Here is a 23,489-nt window from a genome sequence, read left to right as displayed (position 1 = left end):
AAAACAGGATAGAAAATAAAAAATAAGAATACCCAAAATATGAGACTAATTAACATGAAAACGGTTTTTGCTTTGCTTCTTGCAGTGCTTTGCCTTCCGGCTTTTGCGCAGCAAACGTTAGAAACCATATATGATGGGGTGGAATTCGACATGCCAAAAGTGAAGGAAGCGAGCTTTCCGGATTTTGAAAAAAGCATTACAGATTTTGGAGCTGTTGGAGATGGACTGACGAAAAATTCCGAGGCTTTTAAATCAGCCATCGAAGCGGTCAATCAAGCTGGTGGAGGAAAGGTGTTAGTGCCAAGAGGAGTTTGGTACACTGGCCCAATTACACTTTTAAGCAATGTGAATCTGCACCTGGAAGACGGAGCGCTTATAATTTTCAGCAGGGACAAGGATGATTATCCTTTGGTAGAGACAAGTTTCGAAGGGCTAAACACCGTTCGTTGCCTATCACCAATCAATGCCTATCAAGTAGAAAATATCGCTATTACAGGTAAAGGAACTATCAATGGAAGTGGTGAAGTTTGGAGAGCAGTGAAGAAGGGTAAAATGACCGAATCGCAGTGGAAAAACCTGATAAAAAGTGGCGGAATAGTTGAGGGAACAACTTGGTTTCCTTCCCAATCTTTTTTGGATGGTTATAAAGCAAGTTCCAGTTTCAATGTGCCGGATGTTACGGACCGCAATGAATTGCAAAAAATGAAGGATTTCCTTCGCCCTGTGATGGTAAGCATCAGGGAAAGTAAGGTGGTTTTATTGGATGGGCCGACTTTCCAAAACTCCCCAGCCTGGAACATCCATCCGCTGATGAGTGAAGATGTGATCATACGAAATCTGAATGTGAGAAACCCATGGTTTTCACAGAATGGAGATGGTTTGGATTTGGAGTCTTGCAAAAATGCATTGATCTATAACAATACTTTCGATGTGGGAGATGATGCGATCTGCATCAAATCCGGAAAGGATAAAGACGGTAGAGATAGAGCCATTCCTACGGAAAATGTGATCATCAAGAATAACGTTGTCTATCATGGTCACGGTGGAGTAACTGTGGGAAGTGAAATGTCCAGCGGGGTGAGAAATATCCACGTTTCTGCCTGCACATTTATCGGAACTGACATTGGTCTTCGCTTCAAGAGTACAAGAGGCCGGGGTGGAGTAGTGGAGAATATCTGGATTTCGGGCATTGATATGGTAGGAATCCCTACCGAGGCGATCGGTTTTAATATGTTTTATACCGGGAATAGTCCGGTCATCGAAGAAGATCAAAGTGCAGAAGATGAGGCAAGGCAGGAAAACCTCCTGCCAGTAACTGAAGAAACGCCTGTTTTCAGAAATATCAGCATGAAAAACATCACAGTGACTGATTCAGAAATCGCAGCGTTTTTTATGGGGTTACCAGAGATGAAACTGGAAAATGTGCGATTGGAAAATGCTGTTTTACAAGCGAAAAAAGGAATTACTGCTATCGATGCTTCGGGCTTGGAATTGATCAATGTAAGAGTGTTGGGAACGGATGAAGTGCCATTGACGATCTATAACAGCCAGGGAGTGAAGGTGAGTGGATTTATGTTTGAGGAGAATGGAAAAGCTGCGGTAAGGGTTCTTGGTAATTCTGAAAATGTGGAATTTGATCAAGCGGATTTTAAGAGTCCTGACCAAATTATAAAAGGTAATGGATTGTCACGAAATGCTGTAAAACTGAAATAACATGAGAACATTATTGATTCTGTTTTCAACATTTTCTCTTTTTTATGCGGCGATTTTCGGAAACGATAATGTTGAAAATGATATCACTTTTTTTCTAGTTGGCGACTCGACCATGGCAGATAAACCTTATGCTGGAAGCAATCCAGAAAAAGGTTGGGGGCAGGTTTTTCCATTATATTTCAAAGAAGGAATCCGCTTTGAAAACCATGCAATGAATGGCAGAAGCACCAAAAGTTTTCGCGCTGAAGGGCGCTGGGATGTAGTGATGGAGCGTCTGAGTGAAGGGGATTATGTGATCATCGAATTTGGTCACAATGATCAAAAAATCAATTCCGCCGATCGTTATGCTTATGCGGATTCATCGTATCGGGATAATTTGATTCGGTTTGTAAATGAAGTGAGAGAAAAAGGAGGGAAGGCTGTCTTAGCTACGCCAATTTCCAGAAGGAGCTTTGGTGAGAATGGAGTTTTGACGGATACACACGGAAGGTATTCTGAGGTGGTCAGGGAAGTGGCGGCAGAAATGGAAGTTCCACTTTTTGATTTGCATAAGAAGACCATTGAGGTTCTGGAGCAGTTTGGAGTGGAAAAGTCCAAGGAATTATTTCTTCATTATAGTCCAGGCGATTATTCCCAATTTCCCGAAGGGAGAGAAGACAACACCCATCTTTCTCCAACGGGCGCTTTCAAAGTAAGTGATCTTGCAGTGGAAGAATTGAGAAGGGAACTGCCTGAATTGGTGAAGTTTCTAAAGGATTGAAATAAGTCGAAAGTCCACGGACCACCGTTCCCTAAAGTGGACTGTTGACCGTCGTCTGCGGACCAACCAAAAAAAACCATGAAAAAATATTTAGTAATACTTCTAGCGATCCTTGTTACCTCAGCTTTTTCACCAAAAGAAAATATCAAAAAAATCTACCTCATTGGTGATTCTACTATGGCTGATTATTCGCTTTATGAAGGAGAGAATTACCAGAAAGACCGTTATCCACTGATGGGATGGGGACAGGTTTTTCAGCCTTTTATGAATAAAGAAAATCTCAAATCATTGCAAGGTTTGGTAGAAGCTGACTCAATGATTGTGGATGATAGAGCCCGTGGAGGAAGAAGTACACGTACGTTTTTCGAAGAAGGTCGATGGTCGGCTGTTTATAAAGAGCTCGAGGCGGGTGATTTGGTGATCATGCAATTTGGCCACAATGATGCGGCTGTTGAAAAGACTGAGCGCTATGTGACTGTGGAAGGATACAAGGAATACATTCGGCTTTTTGTCACTCAAACCCGTGAGAAAGGGGCGACTCCGATAGTATTGACTCCGGTAGCAAGAAATTACCCTTGGAAAGACGGGCATTTGGAAAATGTGCATGGGGAATATGATGCAGCAGCAAAGGAAGTTGCGGAGGAATTGGGTGCTTTGATGATAGATTTGAACCAGCGTTCGATGGATTTTTTCTCTGAAAAAGGGCAGGAATATGTGACCGAAAATTACTTTATGAATTTCGGTCCGGGTCTATATGAAGCCTATCCAGATGGTCAAAAAGACAATACGCATTTCCAGCCTGCTGGAGCAAAAGCTGTGGCTGAGTTGGTGCTGGAAGGGATGAAGGAGCTGGCTGGAAGTATCAAGTAGCAAGACAATAGAGTCAAGACAATAGAGTCAAGAGCCAAGAGTCAAGAGCCAAGATCCATGAAGAAAGTATCAAGAATCAAGAGTTTAGAGCCAAGATAAAATCAGATGTTATGGAAGAAATGATGAAGAGCATAATGAAAACAGCATTTTTTCATCTGGTATTATTGGTTCTGGCAGTTGGTAATTCTTTTTCTCAGGTGCCAAATGTAGAAATCAAACCCCTTGATTCTGAAAAGCTGAAAGGCAAAATAGAACATGATATAGTTGTCGCTCAGGATGGTTCGGGGCATTTCAAAACGATAGGTGAAGCCTTGGATGCGATAAGGGTTTATTTACCAGAGCCACTCACTGTTTATATCAAGCCTGGAGTTTATAAAGAGAAGCTGGTTATTCTTGGCCCGGTGACAAATGTGACTTTCGAAGGTGAAAATCCTGAAAATACTATTATCACTTTTGATGATTATGCAGCGAAAGACAATATGGGAACTTTTGAAACCTATACGCTGAAAGTGCTGGGGAATTCATTGACTTTTAAAAATCTGACCATAGAAAATACAGCCGGAAATGTAGGACAGGCAGTAGCGCTACATGCCGAAGGTGATCGTTTGGTTTTCGAAAACTGCCGCTTTCTTGGGAATCAGGATACGATGTTTGCCTCGGGTGAAAACTCCCGCCAACTCTTTAGAAATTGCTATATCGAGGGCACAACGGATTTTATATTCGGATCTGCGACTGCCCTTTTTGACCACTGCGTGATCCACTCCAAATCAGATTCCTACATCACAGCTGCTTCTACGCCCGAATGGGTGGAGTATGGCTATGTTTTTAAAGACTGTAAGCTTACTGCTGATCCTGAGGTGAAGAAAGTTTATCTGGGAAGACCTTGGAGAGATTTTGCTAAAACGGTTTTCATCAATACAGAGATGGGAGCCCATATTGCCCCTGAAGGCTGGCATAATTGGAGTAGGGAGAATGCTGAGAAAACTGTTTTCTATGCCGAGTCGGGAAGCTTTGGGCCTGGAGCAAATGCAGAGGAAAGAGTCGGCTGGTCGCATCAACTAAATGCTGAGCAAGCAAAAGAATATCATGTTTATGAGGTTTTCGCGGGCAAGACCAAAACTGTGGACTTTTATAGAAATCGCTGGTACGGATACCAAAAGGAGGGTTCTTACAATTTGGAAGATGCTTGGAAAAAAGATGTAAAGAATTTTCCCCAGATCAAGCCGGTTGCCATTCAACCCAGCGATTCAGTGACTGAAAGTAAAGGACATGTTTACAAAGTTCTTGGAAATCGAGAGTTGAAGTTGGATGTTTTCACGCCTACGCAACCTGAGTCCTTGCGTCCTGCGATTGTGATGGTTCATGGTGGAGGTTGGAAGTCTGGCGACAAAAAGCTTCAGATTCCCATGGCAATTGCTTTGGCAGAAAGAGGCTATGTGACCACTGTAGTAGAATATAGGCTTTCGCCAGAGGCGCAATATCCCGCAGCGATTCACGACGTGAAGGAAGCGATTCGTTGGCTGAAAGTTCATGCTAATAAGTTCGGGATCGATACTTCTCAGATAGCTATTTCTGGAAGCTCGGCTGGTGGACAAATCGCGACTTTGGTAGGAATGACTAAAACACTTGAATATGAAGGGTTGACTAAATTGGAAGCTTCATCGGAAGTCAAGGCGATTATAGATATGGACGGAGTGTTGGCTTTTCATCATCCGGAATCTGCAGAGGGTCAAGTAGCATCAGAGTGGTTCGGTGGGACATACGATCAAAAGCCAGAAGTCTGGGATGCAGCATCACCCTTGTATCTCAAGAATCCTACATACAAGCCCATGCTATTTATCAATTCCCAATATCCTAGATTTCATGCAGGGAGAGATGAGTTAATTCAACTTTTAGATCAGAAAAAAGTCTATTCAGAAGTCCATACTTTTCCAGAAACCCCTCATCCTTTTTGGTTGTATGATACTTGGTTTGAAGAAACGGTAAAAACGATGGCTAATTTTTTAGAAAAAGTATTACGCTAGTCTTATTAAAATCGATTCCATAATTTTTCATTGGAAGTGTAACCGATTGCGCAATTGACTCTTTTATTATTTGTAAGTCACTGCTTTATCAAATTAAAATACTGAAATTTCTCTTACTAATAGATGATTATTTCGATTTTGATAAAATTTACATGAATATGTTGACTCATTGAATTTTAATATGTAAAATGCAATCGATTGCGCAACTCTAGTCAGGTATTGAGTTGTGATCTATTAGTTATTAAAATATTTCTATCCTAAAAAATTGATATAAAATGAAAAAATCACCTGTCAATTAGCATGGAGTTGACGGATGCTCTTTATCCATAAAAAGAGATTTTGCAACCCAAAAAAGCCAATGAAATGAAACAAACTCTACCCATATCGGAAAAGTCCCGGTATTTACTTCTCCTACTATGTTTGCTTTGCAGTCTGAGTTTTCAGACTTTTGCGCAGACTTCACCTATCACCGGAACTGTAATTGGTTCTGATGGTCTGCCTCTCCCCGGCGCTTATGTTACCGTAAAAGGTACAACCCGAGGTGTCGTGACAGAGGTTGATGGAACCTACTCCATCCCTGCAGTTTCTTCCGAAACTTTAGTTTTCTCCTTTATCGGAATGGAAACTCAAAACATAGAAGTAGGAAATCAATCAGTGATCGACGTAACCTTGCTAGAAGACATGGCTCAGCTGGAAACAGTTGAAGTTGTGAGCTTTGGTTATGGAACGGTCAAAAAGACTGATTTGACAGGTTCTGTAGCCTCTATTTCCGGCAAAGATCTTTCTAAAATTCCCGTGGCAAGTGCCGCTCAGGCCATCACTGGACGTCTTCCTGGTGTGAACGTCCTTACTACAGATGGTTCTCCTGATGCGGATATTGTCATCAGAGTGCGTGGAGGAGGATCAATCACGCAGGATAATGCGCCGCTGTATGTGGTGGATGGATTTATTGTAAGCAGCATCCGTGATATTCCACCTACAGATATAGAGAGCATTTCTGTATTGAAAGATGCTTCTGCTACAGCCATCTACGGGGCACAAGCTTCAAATGGTGTAATCGTGGTAACGACAAAAACTCCTACGGCAGGTAAAGTTTCTGTTTCCTACAATAACTTTTTCCAGTTCAAAACTCTTCCTAAGGACCGTAGATACGAAGTGCTGGATCCTTACGAGTACGTGATGGCAAATTATGAATATGCCAAATTGAGATCGGAGGCTGATCTAAGAAGATTTGAAAGGTTCTATGGCGTCTATGACGACTTGGAGCTGTACAAGCAAAAGCCAGCTACAGATTGGCAAGACGAATTGTTCGGTGATCCTCAATTGTCCATGTATAATAATATTTCCCTTTCTGGAGGTACTGAAAAGACCAAGGTCATGCTGAGTTTGACCAATAATACGGACGAGGGACTCATGATCAATTCAGGTTACAATAGAAATGTGATCAACTTTAAGTTGAATCAAAAACTATCTGAGCGATTGACATTTGATGCAGGTGCGAGAATCACTCGTACGGTGGTAGATGGAGCTGGTACTTCCGGTAGCGCACAGATTAATATCAAAGATGCAGTGCAAACCAGACCTGTAAATGGCATTGCGGATGAGTTGGAAATTGATTTAAATCAGTTGAACTCGGAAGACGACTTCCAGTCCTTTTTGCTCAGTCTGGTAAGTCCAGTGGAACTTGCAGAGCAAGATTGGAGAAAGCGAACAGATAACGATTATGTGTTTAATGCAGGCCTGACTTGGAATATTTTGGATGGACTGGATTTCAAAACCACATTTAACGGATCCCAAACTTTCAGAGAGGATTTGAGATTCTACGGTCCGCTTACAGGTGAATCGTTCAATAATGGCGGCAGTTTACCACTTGGTGTGAAAACCAATAGACAAAGCAACTCTTACAGATGGCTGAACAGTATCAACTGGAAAGTGAATGGTCTAGGTGAAAAACATCAACTTGATTTCTTATTCGGTCAGGAGATTTACTCTTCAGGAGGAACTTATAATATGATTAGGTCTGAAGATTTCAGACTTTCCATAACACCTGAAGAGCTTTTTGCAAATATGACTTTCGGTAGGGTAGATCGTTTGGAAACGAGAAATGAGACTAACTCCAATAGGTTCTCACTTTTCGGGAGAGTGAATTATCAATTCAACAATAGATGGCTATTGACGGGTACTGTGAGAGCAGATGCTTCCAGCAAATTTGCCAAGGAAAATAGAGTAGGTGTATTCCCTGCTGTAGCATTGGGTTGGAAATTGTCTGAGGAAGGATTTCTTCAGAATTCTACTTTCGTAGATGAGTTGAAATTGAGAGTTTCTTATGGAGAGACTGGAAATGATCGTATCGATCCGACTGCTACGCAGTTTCTATTTCAGGGATCTACCAACAGAGGCCCTGGATTTGGCAATGTGGACAATGTGTATTACACGCCAAGCAGCTCAGTGTTGTACAATCCTGATTTGGTATGGGAAACTACCATCAACAGAAACCTAGGTTTAGACTTTGCTTTCATGCAGGCCAAAATCGAAGGTAGTCTGGATTTCTATTCCAATACGACCAGAGACCTTCTTTTGCAATCTGCTATTCCGCCTAATACTGGCTTCAGCTCTCAATGGGATAATATTGGAAGTACTTCCAATAAGGGATTTGAATTGGGAATCAATGTTTACCTACTGGATAAGCCTGACTTCTCACTTTCTGTAAATTTCAACACAGGTGTCAATATTGCCAGAATAGAAGAATTGGACGGGACAAATGAGCGATTCTTCCAGTCCAACTGGGCAAGTACTGATTTGAATAATATCAATGACTATTACTTGAGAGTGGGTGGTAAGCTGGGTGACATCTATGGCTATGTGAGTGACGGAATGTATAGTGTAGATGATTTTCAATCGTATGATGCGGTTTCAGGGAATTATATCCTGCAGGAAGGTGTGCCTAGCTCTGGAGCTGTGGTAGGTAATACCAATATTAAGCCTGGCTATATGAAGCTCAAGGATCTTAACGAAGATGGTGTGATCGATGCAAATGACAGAAGAGTAATTGGAAACGCACTTCCAAAGAACCAAGGTGGATTTGGTATCAATGCTAGATTCAAAGGATTTGATATGCAGGCGTTCTTCAATTACCAGTATGGAAATGACGTCTATAACACGGGTAAAATCCAGTACAATCAGTATCGTCGTGTGACTTACGGTAACTTATTGACTACCATGAGTTCTGACAATCGCTTCACTTATATAGATGTGGATGGCGGATACACTGGAACTCCAGGAGAAGTTGTGACAGATCTAGGGCAATTGGGCGAGATGAATGCGGACAAGAATATATGGTCCCACAGTAGCTTCGGAATAGCCGGAGCTGTGATTTCCGATTGGGCGGTAGAAGATGGATCATTTATCCGCTTGAATAACCTGACTCTCGGGTATTCCTTGCCACGTGATTTGCTTTCTAGGATTGGACTTTCCCAGTTCAGAATCTACGCTACGGGTAGCAATTTGAAATTATGGTCTGACTACTCTGGATATGATCCGGAGGTAAGCACCAGCCGCAGCAGTACGTATGCTGCCTTGACTCCGGGAGTTGACTACTCCTCATTTCCACGAAGCCGTTCTTACACGGTGGGTTTAAATGTTACATTTTAATGGATCTGAATTTTAAAGCAATGAACATCAAACATATAATATTAGCAGTTGTTGCCGGGATGAGTTTTTCTTGTGATGACTTTCTTGAGCCAGAATCCATATCGACCTTCGATACAAATTATATTTATTCCAATGTGGATGACGCCAGAAAGGGCGTGAATGCGGCTTATTCACATTTCGGTACGGATGCTTTCCGGTCCCGTCTTTCCAATAATATGGCTGGAAATACGGATATAGAACATCAAAGCGGCTGGACTAGCTCAGGGGACAGGTATCAGATTTGGGATCTTAATGCCCAAGGAACCAATCGGGATTTGGAGATTGTCTGGAATACTGCCTATCAGGCTATCCGTGATGCCAATATTTCTATAGAAGGCCTCCGTGCCAGCGGGAAATTGGAATCTACAGATGTATTGGAAGCCAAGACCATGAATCACCTTTTAGGTGAGGCAATTACAATCAAAGCCTATTGGTATAGCGTTTTGGTATATTTCTTCGGTGATGTACCTTATGTAAATGACGCTCCAAAAGCCGGAAATGAATTCAACCTTCCAAAAGAAGATAGAAACGTCATTCTATCCGGAGTAATCACAGATATGATCGAAGTAGAGGAGAAAATGCTTTGGGCAGATGAGACTCCCTACGGAATCGAGCAGGTGACCAGAGAATATACCTTGGGAATGATCGCAAGGTTAGCATTGCAGCGTGGTGGATACTATGTGCAGGAAGATCTTTCTCAGACGAGAGAGGGTGATTACCTGGAGTATTATCAGATCGCAAAGACTTACACTAATAAGTTGATGCAGTTGAAGGATCGTGAATTGCCTTCTGATTACCGTCAGGTATTCCTGAACCAGTCGAAATTCATTTCTCCAGTAAATGCTGATGTGCTTTTCGAAGTGCCTTTTGCCTTGGGCAATGGTGATGTGGCGTGGAATATCGGTATTACAGTAGAAGGTGGACCAACTGCTGCTCACAGCTTCGGTTCGGGAAACAATTACATGGCTATTCCTCCTACGTACTATTTCTCTTTTGACACGCTGGATACGAGAAGAGATGTGACCTGTGCGCTTTACAAGATCAACACTTCTTTCGAAAAGGAATTTGTAAACAACAGAACAAACATCGCTCAAGGCAAATGGAGCAGACATTTCCTCGAGAATCCTCCAGGTGCTTCCTCCGCCAAAGGAACCGGTATCAACTGGCCTATGATGCGGTATGCAGATGTTCTTTTGATGTTTGCGGAAGCTGAAAATGAATTAAATGGTCCTACAGCGGAAGCTCAGGAAGCCTTGAAGCGTGTGAGACGAAGAGCATTCAGCGATGAGCTGTGGAGCAGTCGAGTAGATGGCTATGTATCAGATATCTCTGCAAGTAAAGATTCTTTCTTTGAAGCTATTGTGGATGAAAGAGCGTGGGAATTCGGCGGCGAGATGATCCGTAAGTACGAGTTGATCCGTTGGGGAAATTACTCTGCGAAAATGGAAGAAACTGTTGAAGGATTGAAAGTGATGGCGGATGAAGCCTTTAATGGCACGGGTGATTTACCTGACTATATGTACTGGAAAGTAAATGAGTCTGGTCAATTCGTGCTGCTTAATCCAAATACCAAAGTGGTCGCTCCGCCGGATGATACCTGGAATCAGGTTCCATTCCTGTTGAGTTTGCATAATGAAACACTCCAGTATGAGGAGTGGATCACAAAGGATTGGGCGAACTACATTAATGGACCTAATCCTGGAGTAGTGCGCTATGTTTTCCCAATTCCTTCTACGGCTATTAATAATAGCCAGGGCACATTGACCAACGATGGTTATGGATTTTAATGAGGCTGTCAAAATCTAAAAGTTCAACAATGAAAATTCTAAATAGAAATATAAAAACAACTCTTTTTATGCTGTTGATGGCTGTAGTGGCAGTGTCAGCGTGTAAAGAGGAAGAAGAAATGTTCGAAGAGACGAGGTTGTTCAGACCTGTCTTGAACGAGGATTTATTTTCGGAGGGCAATACTATTATTGTCAATCAGGGGAACATGAAAAGTGCTGTTTCTTACACACTTGAAGTTAGCCGTGATACATTCCAGACTGTGGAATATGTAATCGAAACGGATACTTCTTATGTGGAGATTAATAAGGCCCTGATAGGAGAAGAGCTTTTCTGGAATACACTTTATCAGATTAGATCCACAGCGCATGCTGCAGATCCTCAATACGATAGTAAGGCTGCTGATTTGGGGAATGTACGAACCCAGCGTTTTCCTACCATTTTGAACAATCCTGCGACTTATGACGTCACGGATATCGCTGCTAGAGTTACTTGGACCAAAGCCGGAGCGGACGTGACAGGAGTTAGGGTTTTTTCAGCAGAAGATTTACAGTTGAATACTCCATTATTTGATGAGCAAATGGTTACAGCAGAAGAGCTGGAAAAAGCCGAGGTGATTGTCGAAGGATTGGAAGCAGAGACAGAATATCAGATCGCAATTTACAGTGAAGATGTCCTTAGGGGTTGGGTAAATTACACCACTCGGGTAGCAGATATTGATCCTATGGCTCCAGGTGTAGTTGATATCCGAGATAATGAAAGTCCAAGTGCTGTGGCTGATGCAGTTCTCGCAGCTGCAGACGGTGATCTTATTTTGGTAAAAAGGGGCGTGACGTATGATTTGCCTTCTGAGGATTTGGATAAGTCAATCACCATCCAAGCAGCCTATGGATTCGGAGAGCAAAAAGCGAAGCTTTACACCACAGGGAATTGGAACATTGCCGAAGGCGCACAGATCGATCATATCCGATTTATTGATTTAGAAATTCGCGGTGCTGATTACTCCGGAGATTATGTGTTTAATCCGAATACCAGTGGTGTCAATGTTCGGGAAATGCTTTTCGAAAACTGTCAGATAGGAACAGTTAGGGGGATTTTGAGAATTCGTGGGACAGTTGCCCTTGAGAATTTTATTATCAGAAATTCACTGGTTGATAGTGTAGGTAGCTATGGTTTGCTTACTACTGATACAGATCCAAAGGAAGATGAAAAGACAGCTCATGTGGATAATATCCTGTTCGAGTCTTCTACTTTCAATAAAATCCAAGCTGGTATTACTTCCCGAAACAACTCCGTTTCCATAATTATCGATGGTTGCACCTTCGGTAATTTCGTCAAATCCGGAAACCGGATATTCCGCTATAGAGGCGGTGATGGCAACAATAACGTGACCAATGGTATTTCGATTACCAACAGTATTTTTGGTCATGGATGGGACGAAAGTGATTCTGAAAATTATGCCATAAGAGGAATTGAAGGATTAGACGGGACTAATTTTAATCTTGTCAACAACTACAGCACTGGAGATTTCAGTTTTTCTGATAGTGAAATACCTGGATTCCCTCTAGGAAACTATTCTGGAGGACAGGCTGATCTTTGGGTTAGTCCGCCTACGAACGACTTTAACTTTAAAGATTCTGGCTTTGCCGGTAGATTTGATACTGGGGATAGGCGTTGGAGAGTAGTATTGTAAATAGGTAATTATTGGGTTATTAATTAGTAAGAAAGGGTGTGGTTTTGCCGCACCCTATTCTTTTCAAATCAATTCTTACAAAAATGTATTTTACAAATAAAATAGTCATAGCATCCCTTCTGTTTTCAATTTGCAGTTCCTGCGGAGAAACTCCTAAACCAGATCCGGGGGGAGATAAAAACGATAAAACTGAGGAGCAAGTATCTCCACCTTATGAAGGTCAGCATTATGCATTTCCAGGCGCTGAAGGATTCGGTCAGCTGACCACTGGCGGTCGTGGAGGTAAAGTTTACATTGTGGATAAATTGACTGATGATGGCTCGGCAGGAACACTTCGCCATGCGATCAACCAGTCTGGAAAGCGGACCATTGTGTTCCATACGGGCGGAACTATCCAGCTAAAGTCTAAACTTCAAATCAATTTCGGAGATATTACTATTGCAGGTCAAAGTGCTCCGGGAGATGGGATTACGATTCGAGATTTTCCGGTGGTGATCAATGCCGATAATGTGATTATTCGATACCTGAGATTCAGGATGGGAGACGAATCCGAGCAACAAGCTGATGCGCTGGAAGCTAGATTTCATAAAAATATCATGATTGACCATTGCTCTTTGAGCTGGTCCACAGACGAAACTGCCACATTCTACGCCAATGAGAATACCACATTGCAATGGAGTATCATCTCCGAAAGCTTGAAAAACTCCGTGCATGAAAAGGGATCTCATGGCTATGGAGGAATCTGGGGAGGGAAAAATGCTTCTTTTCACCATAACCTCCTGGCGCATCATGACAGCAGAAATCCTAGGCTAGGAGAGGAAGCTGGAAAAGCTTTTGCCTTAACTGATCTCGCGGATGTAAGAAACAATGTCATCTACAATTGGGGATCTAACAGCGCCTATGGTGGAGAAGCGATGAATGTGAATATTGTCAATAACTACTATAAACCTGGGCCTGCAACTCCAACTGGGTCTAAGCGGAATAGAATAGTTTCCATTGACAAGAATAAAAATGAAGGAACTGAAGTTTATAATATCTGGGGGAAGTTTTTCGTGGATGGAAATGTGATCGAAGGTAGTACTTCAGCTTCTCAGGACAACTGGACTTATGGTGTGCTGAATCAGTTTCACAACAGTTATGGAACCGTTTCACAAGCCGATATCGAAGGGCTTCGCTTAACGGCCCCACATCCAATCAATGATAATGTGACTACACATTCTGGCGAAAAAGCCCTTGAATTGGTGTTGCTTCATGCAGGTAGTTCTCTGAAAAGAGATGAAGTTGACCTGAGGATTTTGGATGATGTGAAAAACAATTCCTATTCCTTTGAGGGATCGCTAGGCAGCACCAATGGTATCATTGATTCCCAGACAGATGTAGGGGGATGGCCAGACTTGGAAGCCGGAGAGCCGGTTGTTGATACAGATAGAGACGGAATTCCAGATGCTTGGGAAAAAGCTAATGAGCTTGATCCAAATCTTGCTACAGATGCTGCGAAAATCAAACCAGGAACCCCTTATACTTATTTGGAAATTTACCTAAATAGTCTGATCACCAATTTTCCATTAAGCAATTGAAATTAAAAAACACCCTATGAAATTTGAACACTTTGCACTAAACGTTTCTAATGCGCCAGCCGCTTCTCATTGGTATGAGAAGCATTTAGGGCTGAAAGTAGTGAAGAAAATGGCTGAGCCACCTTATATGACTTTTTTGGCTGATGACAGCGGAACGGTGATGATTGAGATTTATTCCAATCCGAAAGGCGAGACGCTTGATTTTGAAAAGCTACATCCTTTGGCGGTTCATCTTGCGCTAGTATCGGAGGATCCAAACGCCGACCGGGATCGCTTGGAGGAGGCTGGAGCAAAAGTGATTTCTGATGATATTTTGCCTGATGGATCTCATCTTGTCATGGTCAAAGATCCCTGGGGTTTAGCCTTGCAATTATGCAAACGAGCGACTCCAATGATTTAATCAATTTTCTTATGATTCTCAAAAAATTAGCTGGTTTTGGACTGGTCATACTGCTTTCTTTTGGCTGCAAAGCCCAAGAGATTCCTGATTCTACAAGTCAATTTCTATCTGCGAATGCTGGAAAAACCTTGGCTTTTCCCGGTGCAGAAGGCTTTGGTAAATTCACCACTGGTGGACGTGGCGGGAAAGTTTTGGTAGTAAGCAATCTCAACGACGATGGCCCAGGCTCACTCCGGGACATGATCCAGAAGAAGGAGCCGAGAATCATAGTTTTCGCAGTCGCTGGAAATATTAAGTTGGAGTCAAGCCTTGATGTCAATTACGGCAATCTGACTATCGCGGGACAAAGCGCCCCTGGCGGAGGTATCACCATCCAAAATTACCCTATCAAAGTCAAAGGAGACAACGTTATCATTCGCTACATACGCAGCCGTTTGGGCGACGAACGTCAAGTTCAGGATGATGCAATGAGTGCTATCCGGGTTAAAGACATTATTATTGACCACTGTTCCTTAAGCTGGGCGACGGATGAATGTGGCTCATTTTACGACAATGAGAACTTCACGCTGCAATGGACGATTCTTTCCGAAAGCCTCAATAAATCCGTTCATGAAAAAGGAGAGCATGGCTATGGAGGAATTTGGGGTGGCAAAAAAGCCTCTTTTCTCTATAACCTACTCGCAGATCATAACAGCCGAAATCCACGATTTAACGGAGCTCGTTATCACAAAGAACCAGCAAAAGAATGGGTGGATTTCAGAAATAATGTGATCTACAATTGGAAGGGAAACAGCTCCTATGCTGGTGAGGAAGGGCAATACAATATTGTCAATAATTATTACAAAGCAGGTCCAGCAACCAAGTCAAATCGGGATAGAATTGTCGAGCCTTACGAGCCGTATGCTAAATTCTATGTGAATGGGAATGTAGTGGAAGGATTTGAAAATGTGACTTCAAATAATAGCCTAGGGATTCAGTCGGTAGATCCTCAGGAAATGGAAGTAGATGAAGTTTTTGACTTCGCGGGAGCGAAAACGATGACTGCTAAAGAAGCTTTTCTGGCTGTTTTGAAAAATGCTGGTGCAAATTTCTGCCGCGACGCTATCGACACCAGAGTTCTCGCGGAGGTTACTTCTGGAGTAAATGAATTTGGCGTCAATGGAATCATCGATTCTCAAGCTGAAGTTGGCGGGTGGCCTTTGTTAAAGCAAGGTGAGCCGAAACCGGATTCTGATCAAGATGGTATGCCTGATGAATGGGAAAAGAAAAAAGGTTTGGACCCAAAGAATCCTGATGATTCAACGGGATTTGATTTAGACAAGAACTACAGCAATGTGGAAGTTTATTTAAACAGCTTGGTCAACTAATTTTTAGCAAAACAGGCAAAAGTAAATCATTGATTTTATCTTAGGGGATATCACGCTTAGAACCCAACTTTTCAATGGTCGATCTTTTTATTCCTTTCGAGAAAGTCAATAACACACTAAAAGAAATATTACTCAACTACGGATTTTCGCGGGAGAGAGCAGAGCGCTGTGCGTCACTTTTCGCCAAAGCTGATCTGGATGGAGTGCGATCACATGGTGTAAATCGCTTTTTCCTTTTTCTAGACTTTATTAAAAAAGGCTTGGTTAATCCTGACAAAGAGCCTTTGGCCTTAAGTCAGCTCGGGATGTTTGAGCGCTGGAATGGGCAGCAAGGCGTGGGGAATCTCAATGCTGAATTTGCCATGAACCGGGCGATCGAGCTTTCCAAAGAATTTGGAATTAGCTGTGTGACCTTGCAAAACACCAATCATTGGATGCGTGGAGGGAATTTCGGCTGGCAGGCTGTGGAAGCTGGCTGTATCGGAATTTGCTTCACCAATACCAATCCGAATATGCCAGCTTGGGGTGGGAGCGAGCCAAAAGTGGGAAATAATCCGCTGGTCATTGCTATTCCGCGGAAGAGCGGGCCAGTTGTCTTGGATATGGCTTTTACCCAATTTGCCTATGGAAAGCTAAGTATTTCTAAGGCAAAAGGGGAACAGATGGCCTATGAGGCTGGCTTCGACGATAAAGGGAATCTGACCAAGGACCCAGGAACTGTCATCAATAATCACCTTGGATTGCCAATAGGTTTGTGGAAGGGATCGGGTCTAAGTTTGGTTTTGGATTTGCTAGCTTCCGTACTTTCAGGAGGAAATGCGACCCACGACATCGGGAAGTCCGGTTTTGAAACTGCTGTATCTCAAGTATTCCTTTGCTTTGATCCCACTAAGCTTGAACTCACAGATTGGATAGAAACTAAGGCGGACGCGCTGATTGAAGACCTGAAAAACTCATCGACTTTTGGAGACAAGTCTGTTCGATATCCAGGAGAAAATACAATAGAAACCCGAAATAGAAATCTTAAAAACGGAGTTCCGATTTCAGAAAAACTCTGGGTGGAACTTCAAAATGAACTGAAAAATGCGAAAATTTAAAATAGGAATAGTTGGAACAGGAGCAATCACCGGAAAGCATGCAGATGCGCTCAATGAAATCGAAAATGCGGAATTAGTAGCACTTTGCAGCAGTACACCCGAGCGCGCAAAAGCTGCTCAGGCCAAATTTGGCATCCAGACCTATTCTGATGTCTCTGCTTTTTTGACTCATCCTGAACTCGATATCGTATGCATCTGCACCGCGAGTGGTCACCACATGGAAGCGGGTTTGTTGGCAGCAAAAGCTGGTAAACACGTGTTGATAGAAAAACCAATTGAAATCAATTTGACTAGAGCAGATCAACTGATTGATGCTTGTGAAGAAAATGGTGTGAAGCTCGGAGTCATTTTTCAAAATAGATTTTCGGCTGATTATCTCAAGCTAAAAGCTGCAGTTCAAGAAGGGAGATTTGGAAAACTTCTAATGGGAAATGCTCATGTGAATTGGTACAGAGCGCCTGAATATTACAGTAATAGCCCTTGGAAAGGAACGCTCGAAGGAGATGGGGGCGGAGCATTTATGAATCAAGGTATTCACACCTTTGATTTGCTACTCGATATAATGGGTGATGTGAAGTCTGTTTTCGCGAAAGTTAAAACATCCTTACATCCTATTGAAGGAGAGGACTTGGGCGCGGCTTTGGTGACTTTTGAAAATAAAGCTTTGGGGAATATTACTGCATCCACGGCTTTATATCCTGGTTTGCCTGAGCGACTGGAGATTTTCGGGAAGTGTGGATCAGCCGTGTTGGAAGCTGGGAAATTGATTCAATGGAGTATTCAGGGAGAAGAACCGGAACCGATTATCGCAGATACCAGTACAGGTTCGGGAGCTGCAGATCCAATGGCAATTGGACATGCACTACATAAAGCTCAGTGGGAACATTATCTAAATGCTGTAGAAACTGATGAGCCGGTATTGGTAGAAGGAAATATGGCCCGGAAATCAGTCGAACTGATCCGAGCCATTTATAAGTCTTCAGAACTTGAGAAGGAAGTTGAGCTCCCTTTTCTTGATCATGTTTAGAGAGAAACGCCTCTTTTCCAAGGAATAAAGTCGTCCTGGCCAAGAATCATAGCTTTTGACTTTTCTTCGCCACTTGCTACTTTGATTACTTTTTCCAGGATTTCTTCGCCCATTTGCTGGATATTTTTCTCTCCGGAGATCACAAAACCTGTGTTAATATCAATGATATCAGGCATGCGCTCGGATAATTTATGATTGGAAGAAACTTTGATAACAGGAGTAACCGGATTCCCGGTTGGTGTGCCAAGTCCTGTTGTAAATAAGATCATATTCGCGCCAGCTCCCGCCATAGCAGTGGTACTTTCTACATCATTTCCAGGAGTGCAAAGCAAATTCAAACCCGGTGTATTTACATATTCTCCATAGTCTAGCACGTCGGTCACTGGAGAAGTTCCGCCTTTTTTGGCAGCGCCGGATGACTTCATCGCATCGGTGATCAGGCCATCCTTGATGTTTCCAGGACTTGGATTCATATCAAAACCAGAACCTGAAGCTTCGGCTGCTGCTGCATACAATCGCATCAAAGTTGAAAAACGTTCTGCCTTTTCATCAGATACACATCTGTTAATCAGCTCTTGCTCAACACCACAAAGTTCTGGGAATTCAGAAAGAATGGCTGTTCCACCCAAGGCCACAACCAAATCAGCAGCATAGCCCACAGCTGGATTTGCAGAGATCCCGGAGAATCCATCAGATCCACCACATTCCAATCCTACCACTAATTTGCTCAATGGAGCTGGTTGACGAGTTTGGGTGTTGGCCTCCGCCATTCCAATAAATGTTTCTTTAATAGCTCGGGTGAGCATTTGCTGCTCAGTTCCTTCCACTTGCTGCTCCAGAATAATCAAAGGCTTTTTGAAATCCGGATTGATAAGACGAAGCTTTTCTTCCATAAAAGAAGACTGCGCATTTTGACAACCTAAGCTTAATATTGTTGCTCCAGCCACATTTGGATTGTTGATGTAGCCAGCGATTAGCGCGCAAAGAGCCTGCGAATCTGTTCTTGTGCCGCCACAACCTGTTTGATGATTTAGGAATTTGATTCCGTCGATATTTTCAAAAAGTCTTTCTTCTGCTTTCTCCGCAAATGTCTCTACTGCGACTGAGTCGAATGAATTTTTTTGTCCAGACTTATAGAGGCTAGCCATTTCTCTCACCATTTTTTTGAATGGATTTGGCTTACCGAACCCAAGTTCCTCAAGGAATGCATCCTTAATGATGTCCACGTTTCTATTTTCGCAGAAAACCATTGGAATCACCAACCAGTAGTTTCCCGTTCCCACCTGTCCGTCGGGCCGGTGAAAACCCATAAAAGTTTTGTCTTTGAATTTGCTGATATCCGGTGCATCCCATTGGTAAACTCCAGATTTTTCACCAAAATCTTCCGCCTCATGCGTCACGTTTTGAGTACTGAGGACACCTCCGGAAGGGATGGTTGAAAGAGTTTTGCCAACAATACCTCCATACATGAAGACCTGATCTCCTTTAGCCAATTCGTTTATCGCAAACTTATGCTTGGCTGGGATATTGTCTTTTATTCTGATTGTTAGGCCATTATGCTCAATGGTTTCACCTACAGCAAGATCCTGTAAAGCAACCAAAACATTGTCTTTTGGATGTATTAATAATGTTTTATGGTTCATTAGAATTAATCATTATATTGCGCAATCGATTGCGCAATTTATAGTATTCGATTGTAATAACGAAAATCGGTGGCAAAAATTAAAATATTTGTGCAAATGTACTAAAATCAAATTTTCATTTAGAAAAGTAACCAAATGTAATATCTTGGATTTTATCTGTCATCAAACAAATCCTGATAGTTCCTAAGAATTACCTTTTATCAACTTGACTAAATCGTTTCCGTAAATCGACCAAACATATCAGCTTAGAAAGGCCTATTATTGTATAGTATGTTTTATGTTCAATAAACCCATGACAATCAAAAAACTTCATATTCTTTCTTTCTGTTTGGTGCTTGCGCTGTTTGTTTCCTGCCAGGCGACAGGGGATAAGCGAATCATAAAACTTGGACACGGACTTGGCATCACTCACCCGGTTCACGAAGCCATGCTCTTTTTGGCCAAAAAAGTGGAGGAAAAATCCGGCGGTAAAATGGTCGTCAAAATTTATCCAAATCAACAATTAGGCAGTGAGCGTGAACTCGTGGAACTTTTGCAAATTGGGAGCCTAGGAATGACAAAGGTTTCTTCCGCTGCTTTGGAAGGCTTTGCTCCGACTATGCAGGTATTTGGAATGCCTTACTTGTTCAGAGATGATGCCCACCAGCGTGCCGTTTTACAAGGTGAAATTGGTAGAAAACTATTGCTTGATCCCCAGAAGTATCTGCTTAGAGGCCTATGCTATTATGATTCTGGGAAAAGAAGCTTTTATACAAAAGACAAACCTGTGGAAACTCCGGGAGATCTTGCTGGATTGAAAATCCGGGTGATGGAGTCCAATACTGCTTCCAACATGGTGAAAAGCTTGGGAGGTTCTCCAACGCCAGTTTCTTTTGGTGAACTCTACACAGCTCTGCAGCAAGGTATCGTGGATGGAGCGGAGAACAATGCGCCAAGTCTTTACACTTCCAAGCATTATGAAGTGTGCAAGTTCTACAGTATAGATGAGCACACGGCATTGCCAGACGTGATGATCGTGAGTACTAAAGTGTGGGAAAGCTTAAACGAGCAGGAGCAACAATGGCTTCAGGAAGCTGCCGATGAATCCGCTACATATGAATACAAAATCTGGGCGGAAGCTACCGAAGAGTCTTTGAATGAATTGAGAAAAGCCGGAGTGACGATTACTTATCCAGACAAGGAGCCGTTCCGGGCAGCTGTAGAATCCATGTATTCCGACCTTAAAGTCCAACAGCCTGATATCTATAAGATAGTAGAGGAAATTCGCGCTGTAAAATAACCGTTAACCCAAAGTATAAGACTTATGTTTTCACCCCAAACCAAGCTAAAACTTGATAAATGGATTGCCCATTTTCTTGTTGTCTTGATGGCACTTATGGTGCTCAATGTGACCTGGCAGGTGGTTTCTCGCTATGTGTTTCAAAGCCCAAGTTCATTCACCGATGAATTGTCCCGTTACATGTTGATCTGGGTAGGGATGCTAGGAGCTGCCTATGTTGCAGGAAAAAACGAGCACTTAGCAATTGATATTTTGCTTACAAAACTGGAAGAAAAAGCACAGGACAAATTGATGATTTTGATCAATTGCTGTATTCTTATTTTCGCAGTTGTGGTGATGTTCATTGGCGGCTCAAACCTTGTTTACCTGACATTTATCCTAGAGCAGAAATCTGCTGTACTTCAGATACCACTCGCCTACATCTATGGTATCATCCCTTTTAGCGGGTTATTAGTGATTTACTACCAAGTAGTCTCAATCAAATTTTTGACAACTTTAAAATCTGCAGTGTAATGGAGGTGTTGAGCGTTTTAGTATTAGTTCTTTCTTTTCTTTTCTTCTTAGGGATTGGTGTACCTGTAGCCTGGAGTCTTGGACTTTCGAGCATGTTGACCTTGATGGTGACCGTGCAAACGATGCCGGCAATTACTACCATCGCCCAACGTATGGGGACTGGATTAGATAGTTTTTCCTTATTGGCAATTCCCTTTTTCATACTCGCAGGAGAATTGATGAATAGAGGGGGGATAGCCAATCGACTCATTGAGTTTGCAAAAGCACTTACCGGTCGAATGCGTGGAGGATTGCTACATGTGAATATCATCGCAGCCATGCTCATGGGAGCAATTGCAGGCTCTGCGGTAGCAGCGGCATCTTCAATGGGTGGTATTTTGGGAAAAAGAATGGAGAAAGAAGGTTATCCAAAAGAACTAGGAGCAGCGGTAAATATTACTTCTTCTACGACTGGTTTGATCATTCCTCCTTCTAATGTTTTGATCGTTTACTCCCTTGCATCAGGTGGAGTATCGGTTGCGGCCTTATTTGTCGCAGGCTATTTACCAGGTCTTTTGGTTGGACTAATGCTCATGGTGACGGCGGCAATAATGATAAGAATACATAAACTTCCAGCCGGAGAAGGTTCTTCATTTAGCGTGATTTTGAAGACATTCTGGGAAGCAGTTCCAAGTTTATTCTTGCTGATTGTCGTTATCGGTGGAATTATAGGAGGGGTTTTTACAGCTACAGAAGCTTCGGCTATTGCGGTTGTTTATTCTCTGGTTTTATCGCTGATTTATAGGGAATTGAAAGTGAAGGATTTGCCTTCAGTGTTATTGAAGTCAGCGGAGACCACAGCAGTGGTGATGCTTTTGATCGCAACTTCTATGGCAATGTCATGGGTAATGTCCAGTGAGGAGATTCCTCAGAATATTTCAAATGCCTTGCTTGGCTTAAGTGATAACATTTTTGTGATTCTGATCATGATCAATCTACTGTTATTATTTGTCGGAATCTTTATGGATATGACTCCAGCTGTATTGATCTTCACTCCGATCTTTCTGCCTGTTGTAACGGCTTTGGGAGTGGATCCAGTACACTTTGGGATCATGATGGTTCTTAACTTGTGTATAGGTCTTTGTACGCCTCCAGTGGGTTCTATCCTCTTTATTGGCGTTGGTGTGGCAAATACCACCATCCAGAAGATAATGAAACCTATGCTGCCGTTTTATGCAGCTATGGTGTTGGCATTGATTATCATTATGCTTTTCCCTGAGATCACCCTTTGGCTTCCAAGAGTATTTGGGGTGTAAAAAAACTAGGGTGTCCGATGCCGGATGACCGATGAAAAACAAAAAGCGGAAGCCGTTAGACTTCCGCTTTTTGTTTTTAGCTGTTTTGATCTTTGGCTGAAGATTTCCGTAAATTGTAACTAAGCAAAAAATCATACCATGGACTCTATAATCGTAAATCCTAAAAATGAGAAGGAACTCAAATTTATTTCAGAGCTTTTAGAAAAGCTGGGGGTAAATAATAAGATTTTGTCTGTTTCGGAAAAAGAAGATTTAGGACTTTCAATTTTGATGTCTGAAGCAGATAGGGTTGAAGAAGTTCCTAGAGAAGAGATTTATAGGAAACTTCAGAAATGAAGTCTCGGTTTTTAAAATCTTTTTCTAAGGACCTGGATAAGATTTCAGACCAAAATGATAAAGATGCAATACTTCAGGTTTTATTTTCCTGCGAAAAAATAATCTCTCTCTCCGAGCTAAAAAATGTTAAGAAACTCTCAGGATTTCATGATGCTTATAGAATAAGGGTTCGAAACTATAGAATTGGTGTTTTCCTTGAAAAAAATGAGCTTGTGTTTGCAAGGGTTGCACATAGAAAAGATATCTATAAAATATTTCCTTAAATAAAGGAATTAACTTTTTAGACCCTGCAAAATGGCCATGGAATTAGTAAACAAACTAATCCCTGATTTTTGAAACCTTCTTCAACACAATGAGTTCGCCTTATCCGACATCCGACATCCGACATCCGACATCCGACATCCGACATCCGACATCCGA

The 23,489-nt window shown here is 42.3% G+C and carries 18 protein-coding genes; 17 read left to right on the top strand and 1 reads right to left on the bottom strand.

Going from position 1 to position 23,489, the window contains the following annotated elements:
* The first annotated feature begins 39 nt into the window (after positions 1–39).
* From BM386_RS19495 to BM386_RS19440, 12 genes are all read left to right on the top strand, one after another.
* Positions 40–1,713 (top strand): glycoside hydrolase family 28 protein, encoded by a 1,674-nt coding sequence (locus BM386_RS19495; RefSeq protein WP_244545572.1) that lies wholly within the window; start codon positions 40–42, stop codon positions 1,711–1,713.
* A gap of 1 nt (position 1,714) precedes the next feature.
* Complete coding sequence (locus BM386_RS19490) at positions 1,715–2,473, top strand: rhamnogalacturonan acetylesterase (protein ID WP_091697309.1); 759 nt, start codon at positions 1,715–1,717, stop codon at positions 2,471–2,473.
* A 78-nt stretch (positions 2,474–2,551) separates the two neighbouring features.
* On the top strand, positions 2,552–3,343 hold the full coding sequence (locus tag BM386_RS19485) for a rhamnogalacturonan acetylesterase (RefSeq protein ID WP_091697308.1): 792 nt from the start codon (positions 2,552–2,554) through the stop codon (positions 3,341–3,343).
* A gap of 110 nt (positions 3,344–3,453) precedes the next feature.
* Positions 3,454–5,367, top strand: a complete 1,914-nt coding sequence (locus BM386_RS19480) for a pectinesterase family protein (protein ID WP_244545571.1) — start codon at positions 3,454–3,456, stop codon at positions 5,365–5,367.
* A gap of 363 nt (positions 5,368–5,730) precedes the next feature.
* Entirely contained in the window at positions 5,731–9,018 is a 3,288-nt protein-coding gene (locus BM386_RS19475; RefSeq protein ID WP_091697306.1) for a SusC/RagA family TonB-linked outer membrane protein, read from the top strand.
* 20 nt (positions 9,019–9,038) lie between these two features.
* Positions 9,039–10,844, top strand: a complete 1,806-nt coding sequence (locus tag BM386_RS19470) for a RagB/SusD family nutrient uptake outer membrane protein (RefSeq protein ID WP_091697621.1) — start codon at positions 9,039–9,041, stop codon at positions 10,842–10,844.
* A gap of 29 nt (positions 10,845–10,873) precedes the next feature.
* Positions 10,874–12,535 carry a DUF4957 domain-containing protein gene (locus tag BM386_RS19465; RefSeq protein WP_091697305.1) on the top strand — a complete coding sequence of 554 codons (1,662 nt, stop codon included), beginning with the start codon at positions 10,874–10,876 and terminating at the stop codon, positions 12,533–12,535.
* Positions 12,536–12,618: 83 nt separating this feature from the next.
* Positions 12,619–14,112 carry a pectate lyase family protein gene (locus tag BM386_RS19460; RefSeq protein WP_091697303.1) on the top strand — a complete coding sequence of 498 codons (1,494 nt, stop codon included), beginning with the start codon at positions 12,619–12,621 and terminating at the stop codon, positions 14,110–14,112.
* A gap of 16 nt (positions 14,113–14,128) precedes the next feature.
* Positions 14,129–14,512: a VOC family protein gene (locus BM386_RS19455; protein ID WP_091697302.1), complete on the top strand. Its 384-nt coding sequence runs from the start codon at positions 14,129–14,131 to the stop codon at positions 14,510–14,512.
* Between the two features lie 11 nt (positions 14,513–14,523).
* Positions 14,524–15,879, top strand: a complete 1,356-nt coding sequence (locus BM386_RS19450; RefSeq protein WP_091697300.1) for a pectate lyase family protein — start codon at positions 14,524–14,526, stop codon at positions 15,877–15,879.
* Positions 15,880–15,953: 74 nt separating this feature from the next.
* Complete coding sequence (gene yiaK, locus BM386_RS19445; RefSeq protein WP_091697298.1) at positions 15,954–16,976, top strand: 3-dehydro-L-gulonate 2-dehydrogenase; 1,023 nt, start codon at positions 15,954–15,956, stop codon at positions 16,974–16,976.
* Positions 16,963–18,003: a Gfo/Idh/MocA family protein gene (locus tag BM386_RS19440; RefSeq protein ID WP_091697297.1), complete on the top strand. Its 1,041-nt coding sequence runs from the start codon at positions 16,963–16,965 to the stop codon at positions 18,001–18,003. Before yiaK ends, BM386_RS19440 begins: the two co-directional genes overlap by 14 nt.
* Here the strand turns inward: BM386_RS19440 and BM386_RS19435 are convergent.
* Entirely contained in the window at positions 18,000–19,646 is a 1,647-nt protein-coding gene (locus BM386_RS19435) for a UxaA family hydrolase (RefSeq protein WP_091697295.1), read from the bottom strand. The genes BM386_RS19440 and BM386_RS19435 overlap by 4 nt on opposite strands.
* A 292-nt stretch (positions 19,647–19,938) precedes the next feature.
* Between BM386_RS19435 and BM386_RS19430 the strand changes: the two genes are divergently transcribed.
* The 5 genes from BM386_RS19430 to BM386_RS19410 all read left to right on the top strand — a co-directional run bounded on the left by BM386_RS19430 (position 19,939) and on the right by BM386_RS19410 (position 23,332).
* Positions 19,939–20,925 (top strand): TRAP transporter substrate-binding protein, encoded by a 987-nt coding sequence (locus tag BM386_RS19430; RefSeq protein WP_091697620.1) that lies wholly within the window; start codon positions 19,939–19,941, stop codon positions 20,923–20,925.
* A gap of 24 nt (positions 20,926–20,949) precedes the next feature.
* Positions 20,950–21,438 carry a TRAP transporter small permease gene (locus BM386_RS19425; protein ID WP_091697293.1) on the top strand — a complete coding sequence of 163 codons (489 nt, stop codon included), beginning with the start codon at positions 20,950–20,952 and terminating at the stop codon, positions 21,436–21,438.
* Positions 21,438–22,733: a TRAP transporter large permease gene (locus BM386_RS19420; protein WP_091697291.1), complete on the top strand. Its 1,296-nt coding sequence runs from the start codon at positions 21,438–21,440 to the stop codon at positions 22,731–22,733. The genes BM386_RS19425 and BM386_RS19420 overlap by 1 nt, the downstream gene beginning before the upstream one ends.
* Before the next feature lie 138 nt (positions 22,734–22,871).
* Positions 22,872–23,069 (top strand): hypothetical protein, encoded by a 198-nt coding sequence (locus BM386_RS19415; RefSeq protein ID WP_091697289.1) that lies wholly within the window; start codon positions 22,872–22,874, stop codon positions 23,067–23,069.
* Entirely contained in the window at positions 23,066–23,332 is a 267-nt protein-coding gene (locus BM386_RS19410) for a type II toxin-antitoxin system RelE family toxin (protein ID WP_091697288.1), read from the top strand. The genes BM386_RS19415 and BM386_RS19410 overlap by 4 nt, the downstream gene beginning before the upstream one ends.
* Positions 23,333–23,489 lie beyond the last annotated feature (157 nt).

It is taken from the genome of Algoriphagus locisalis (genome assembly GCF_900116615.1).
Classification (GTDB): Bacteria; Bacteroidota; Bacteroidia; order Cytophagales; family Cyclobacteriaceae; genus Algoriphagus; species Algoriphagus locisalis.
This window is presented reverse-complemented; position numbering and strand designations above follow the sequence as displayed.

Bases quoted from the DNA above. Each gene is read 5' to 3' on its own strand.
- BM386_RS19435 (WP_091697295.1), bottom strand. From the start codon at position 19,646: ATGAACCATAAAACATTATTAATACATCCAAAAGACAATGTTTTGGTT.
- BM386_RS19455 (WP_091697302.1), top strand. From the start codon at position 14,129: ATGAAATTTGAACACTTTGCACTAAACGTTTCTAATGCGCCAGCCGCT.
- BM386_RS19480 (WP_244545571.1), top strand. From the start codon at position 3,454: ATGGAAGAAATGATGAAGAGCATAATGAAAACAGCATTTTTTCATCTG.
- yiaK (WP_091697298.1), top strand. From the start codon at position 15,954: ATGGTCGATCTTTTTATTCCTTTCGAGAAAGTCAATAACACACTAAAA.
- BM386_RS19485 (WP_091697308.1), top strand. From the start codon at position 2,552: ATGAAAAAATATTTAGTAATACTTCTAGCGATCCTTGTTACCTCAGCT.
- BM386_RS19490 (WP_091697309.1), top strand. From the start codon at position 1,715: ATGAGAACATTATTGATTCTGTTTTCAACATTTTCTCTTTTTTATGCG.
- BM386_RS19495 (WP_244545572.1), top strand. From the start codon at position 40: ATGAGACTAATTAACATGAAAACGGTTTTTGCTTTGCTTCTTGCAGTG.
- BM386_RS19440 (WP_091697297.1), top strand. From the start codon at position 16,963: ATGCGAAAATTTAAAATAGGAATAGTTGGAACAGGAGCAATCACCGGA.
- BM386_RS19430 (WP_091697620.1), top strand. From the start codon at position 19,939: ATGACAATCAAAAAACTTCATATTCTTTCTTTCTGTTTGGTGCTTGCG.
- BM386_RS19450 (WP_091697300.1), top strand. From the start codon at position 14,524: ATGATTCTCAAAAAATTAGCTGGTTTTGGACTGGTCATACTGCTTTCT.
- BM386_RS19415 (WP_091697289.1), top strand. From the start codon at position 22,872: ATGGACTCTATAATCGTAAATCCTAAAAATGAGAAGGAACTCAAATTT.
- BM386_RS19470 (WP_091697621.1), top strand. From the start codon at position 9,039: ATGAACATCAAACATATAATATTAGCAGTTGTTGCCGGGATGAGTTTT.
- BM386_RS19460 (WP_091697303.1), top strand. From the start codon at position 12,619: ATGTATTTTACAAATAAAATAGTCATAGCATCCCTTCTGTTTTCAATT.
- BM386_RS19465 (WP_091697305.1), top strand. From the start codon at position 10,874: ATGAAAATTCTAAATAGAAATATAAAAACAACTCTTTTTATGCTGTTG.
- BM386_RS19410 (WP_091697288.1), top strand. From the start codon at position 23,066: ATGAAGTCTCGGTTTTTAAAATCTTTTTCTAAGGACCTGGATAAGATT.
- BM386_RS19475 (WP_091697306.1), top strand. From the start codon at position 5,731: ATGAAACAAACTCTACCCATATCGGAAAAGTCCCGGTATTTACTTCTC.
- BM386_RS19420 (WP_091697291.1), top strand. From the start codon at position 21,438: ATGGAGGTGTTGAGCGTTTTAGTATTAGTTCTTTCTTTTCTTTTCTTC.
- BM386_RS19425 (WP_091697293.1), top strand. From the start codon at position 20,950: ATGTTTTCACCCCAAACCAAGCTAAAACTTGATAAATGGATTGCCCAT.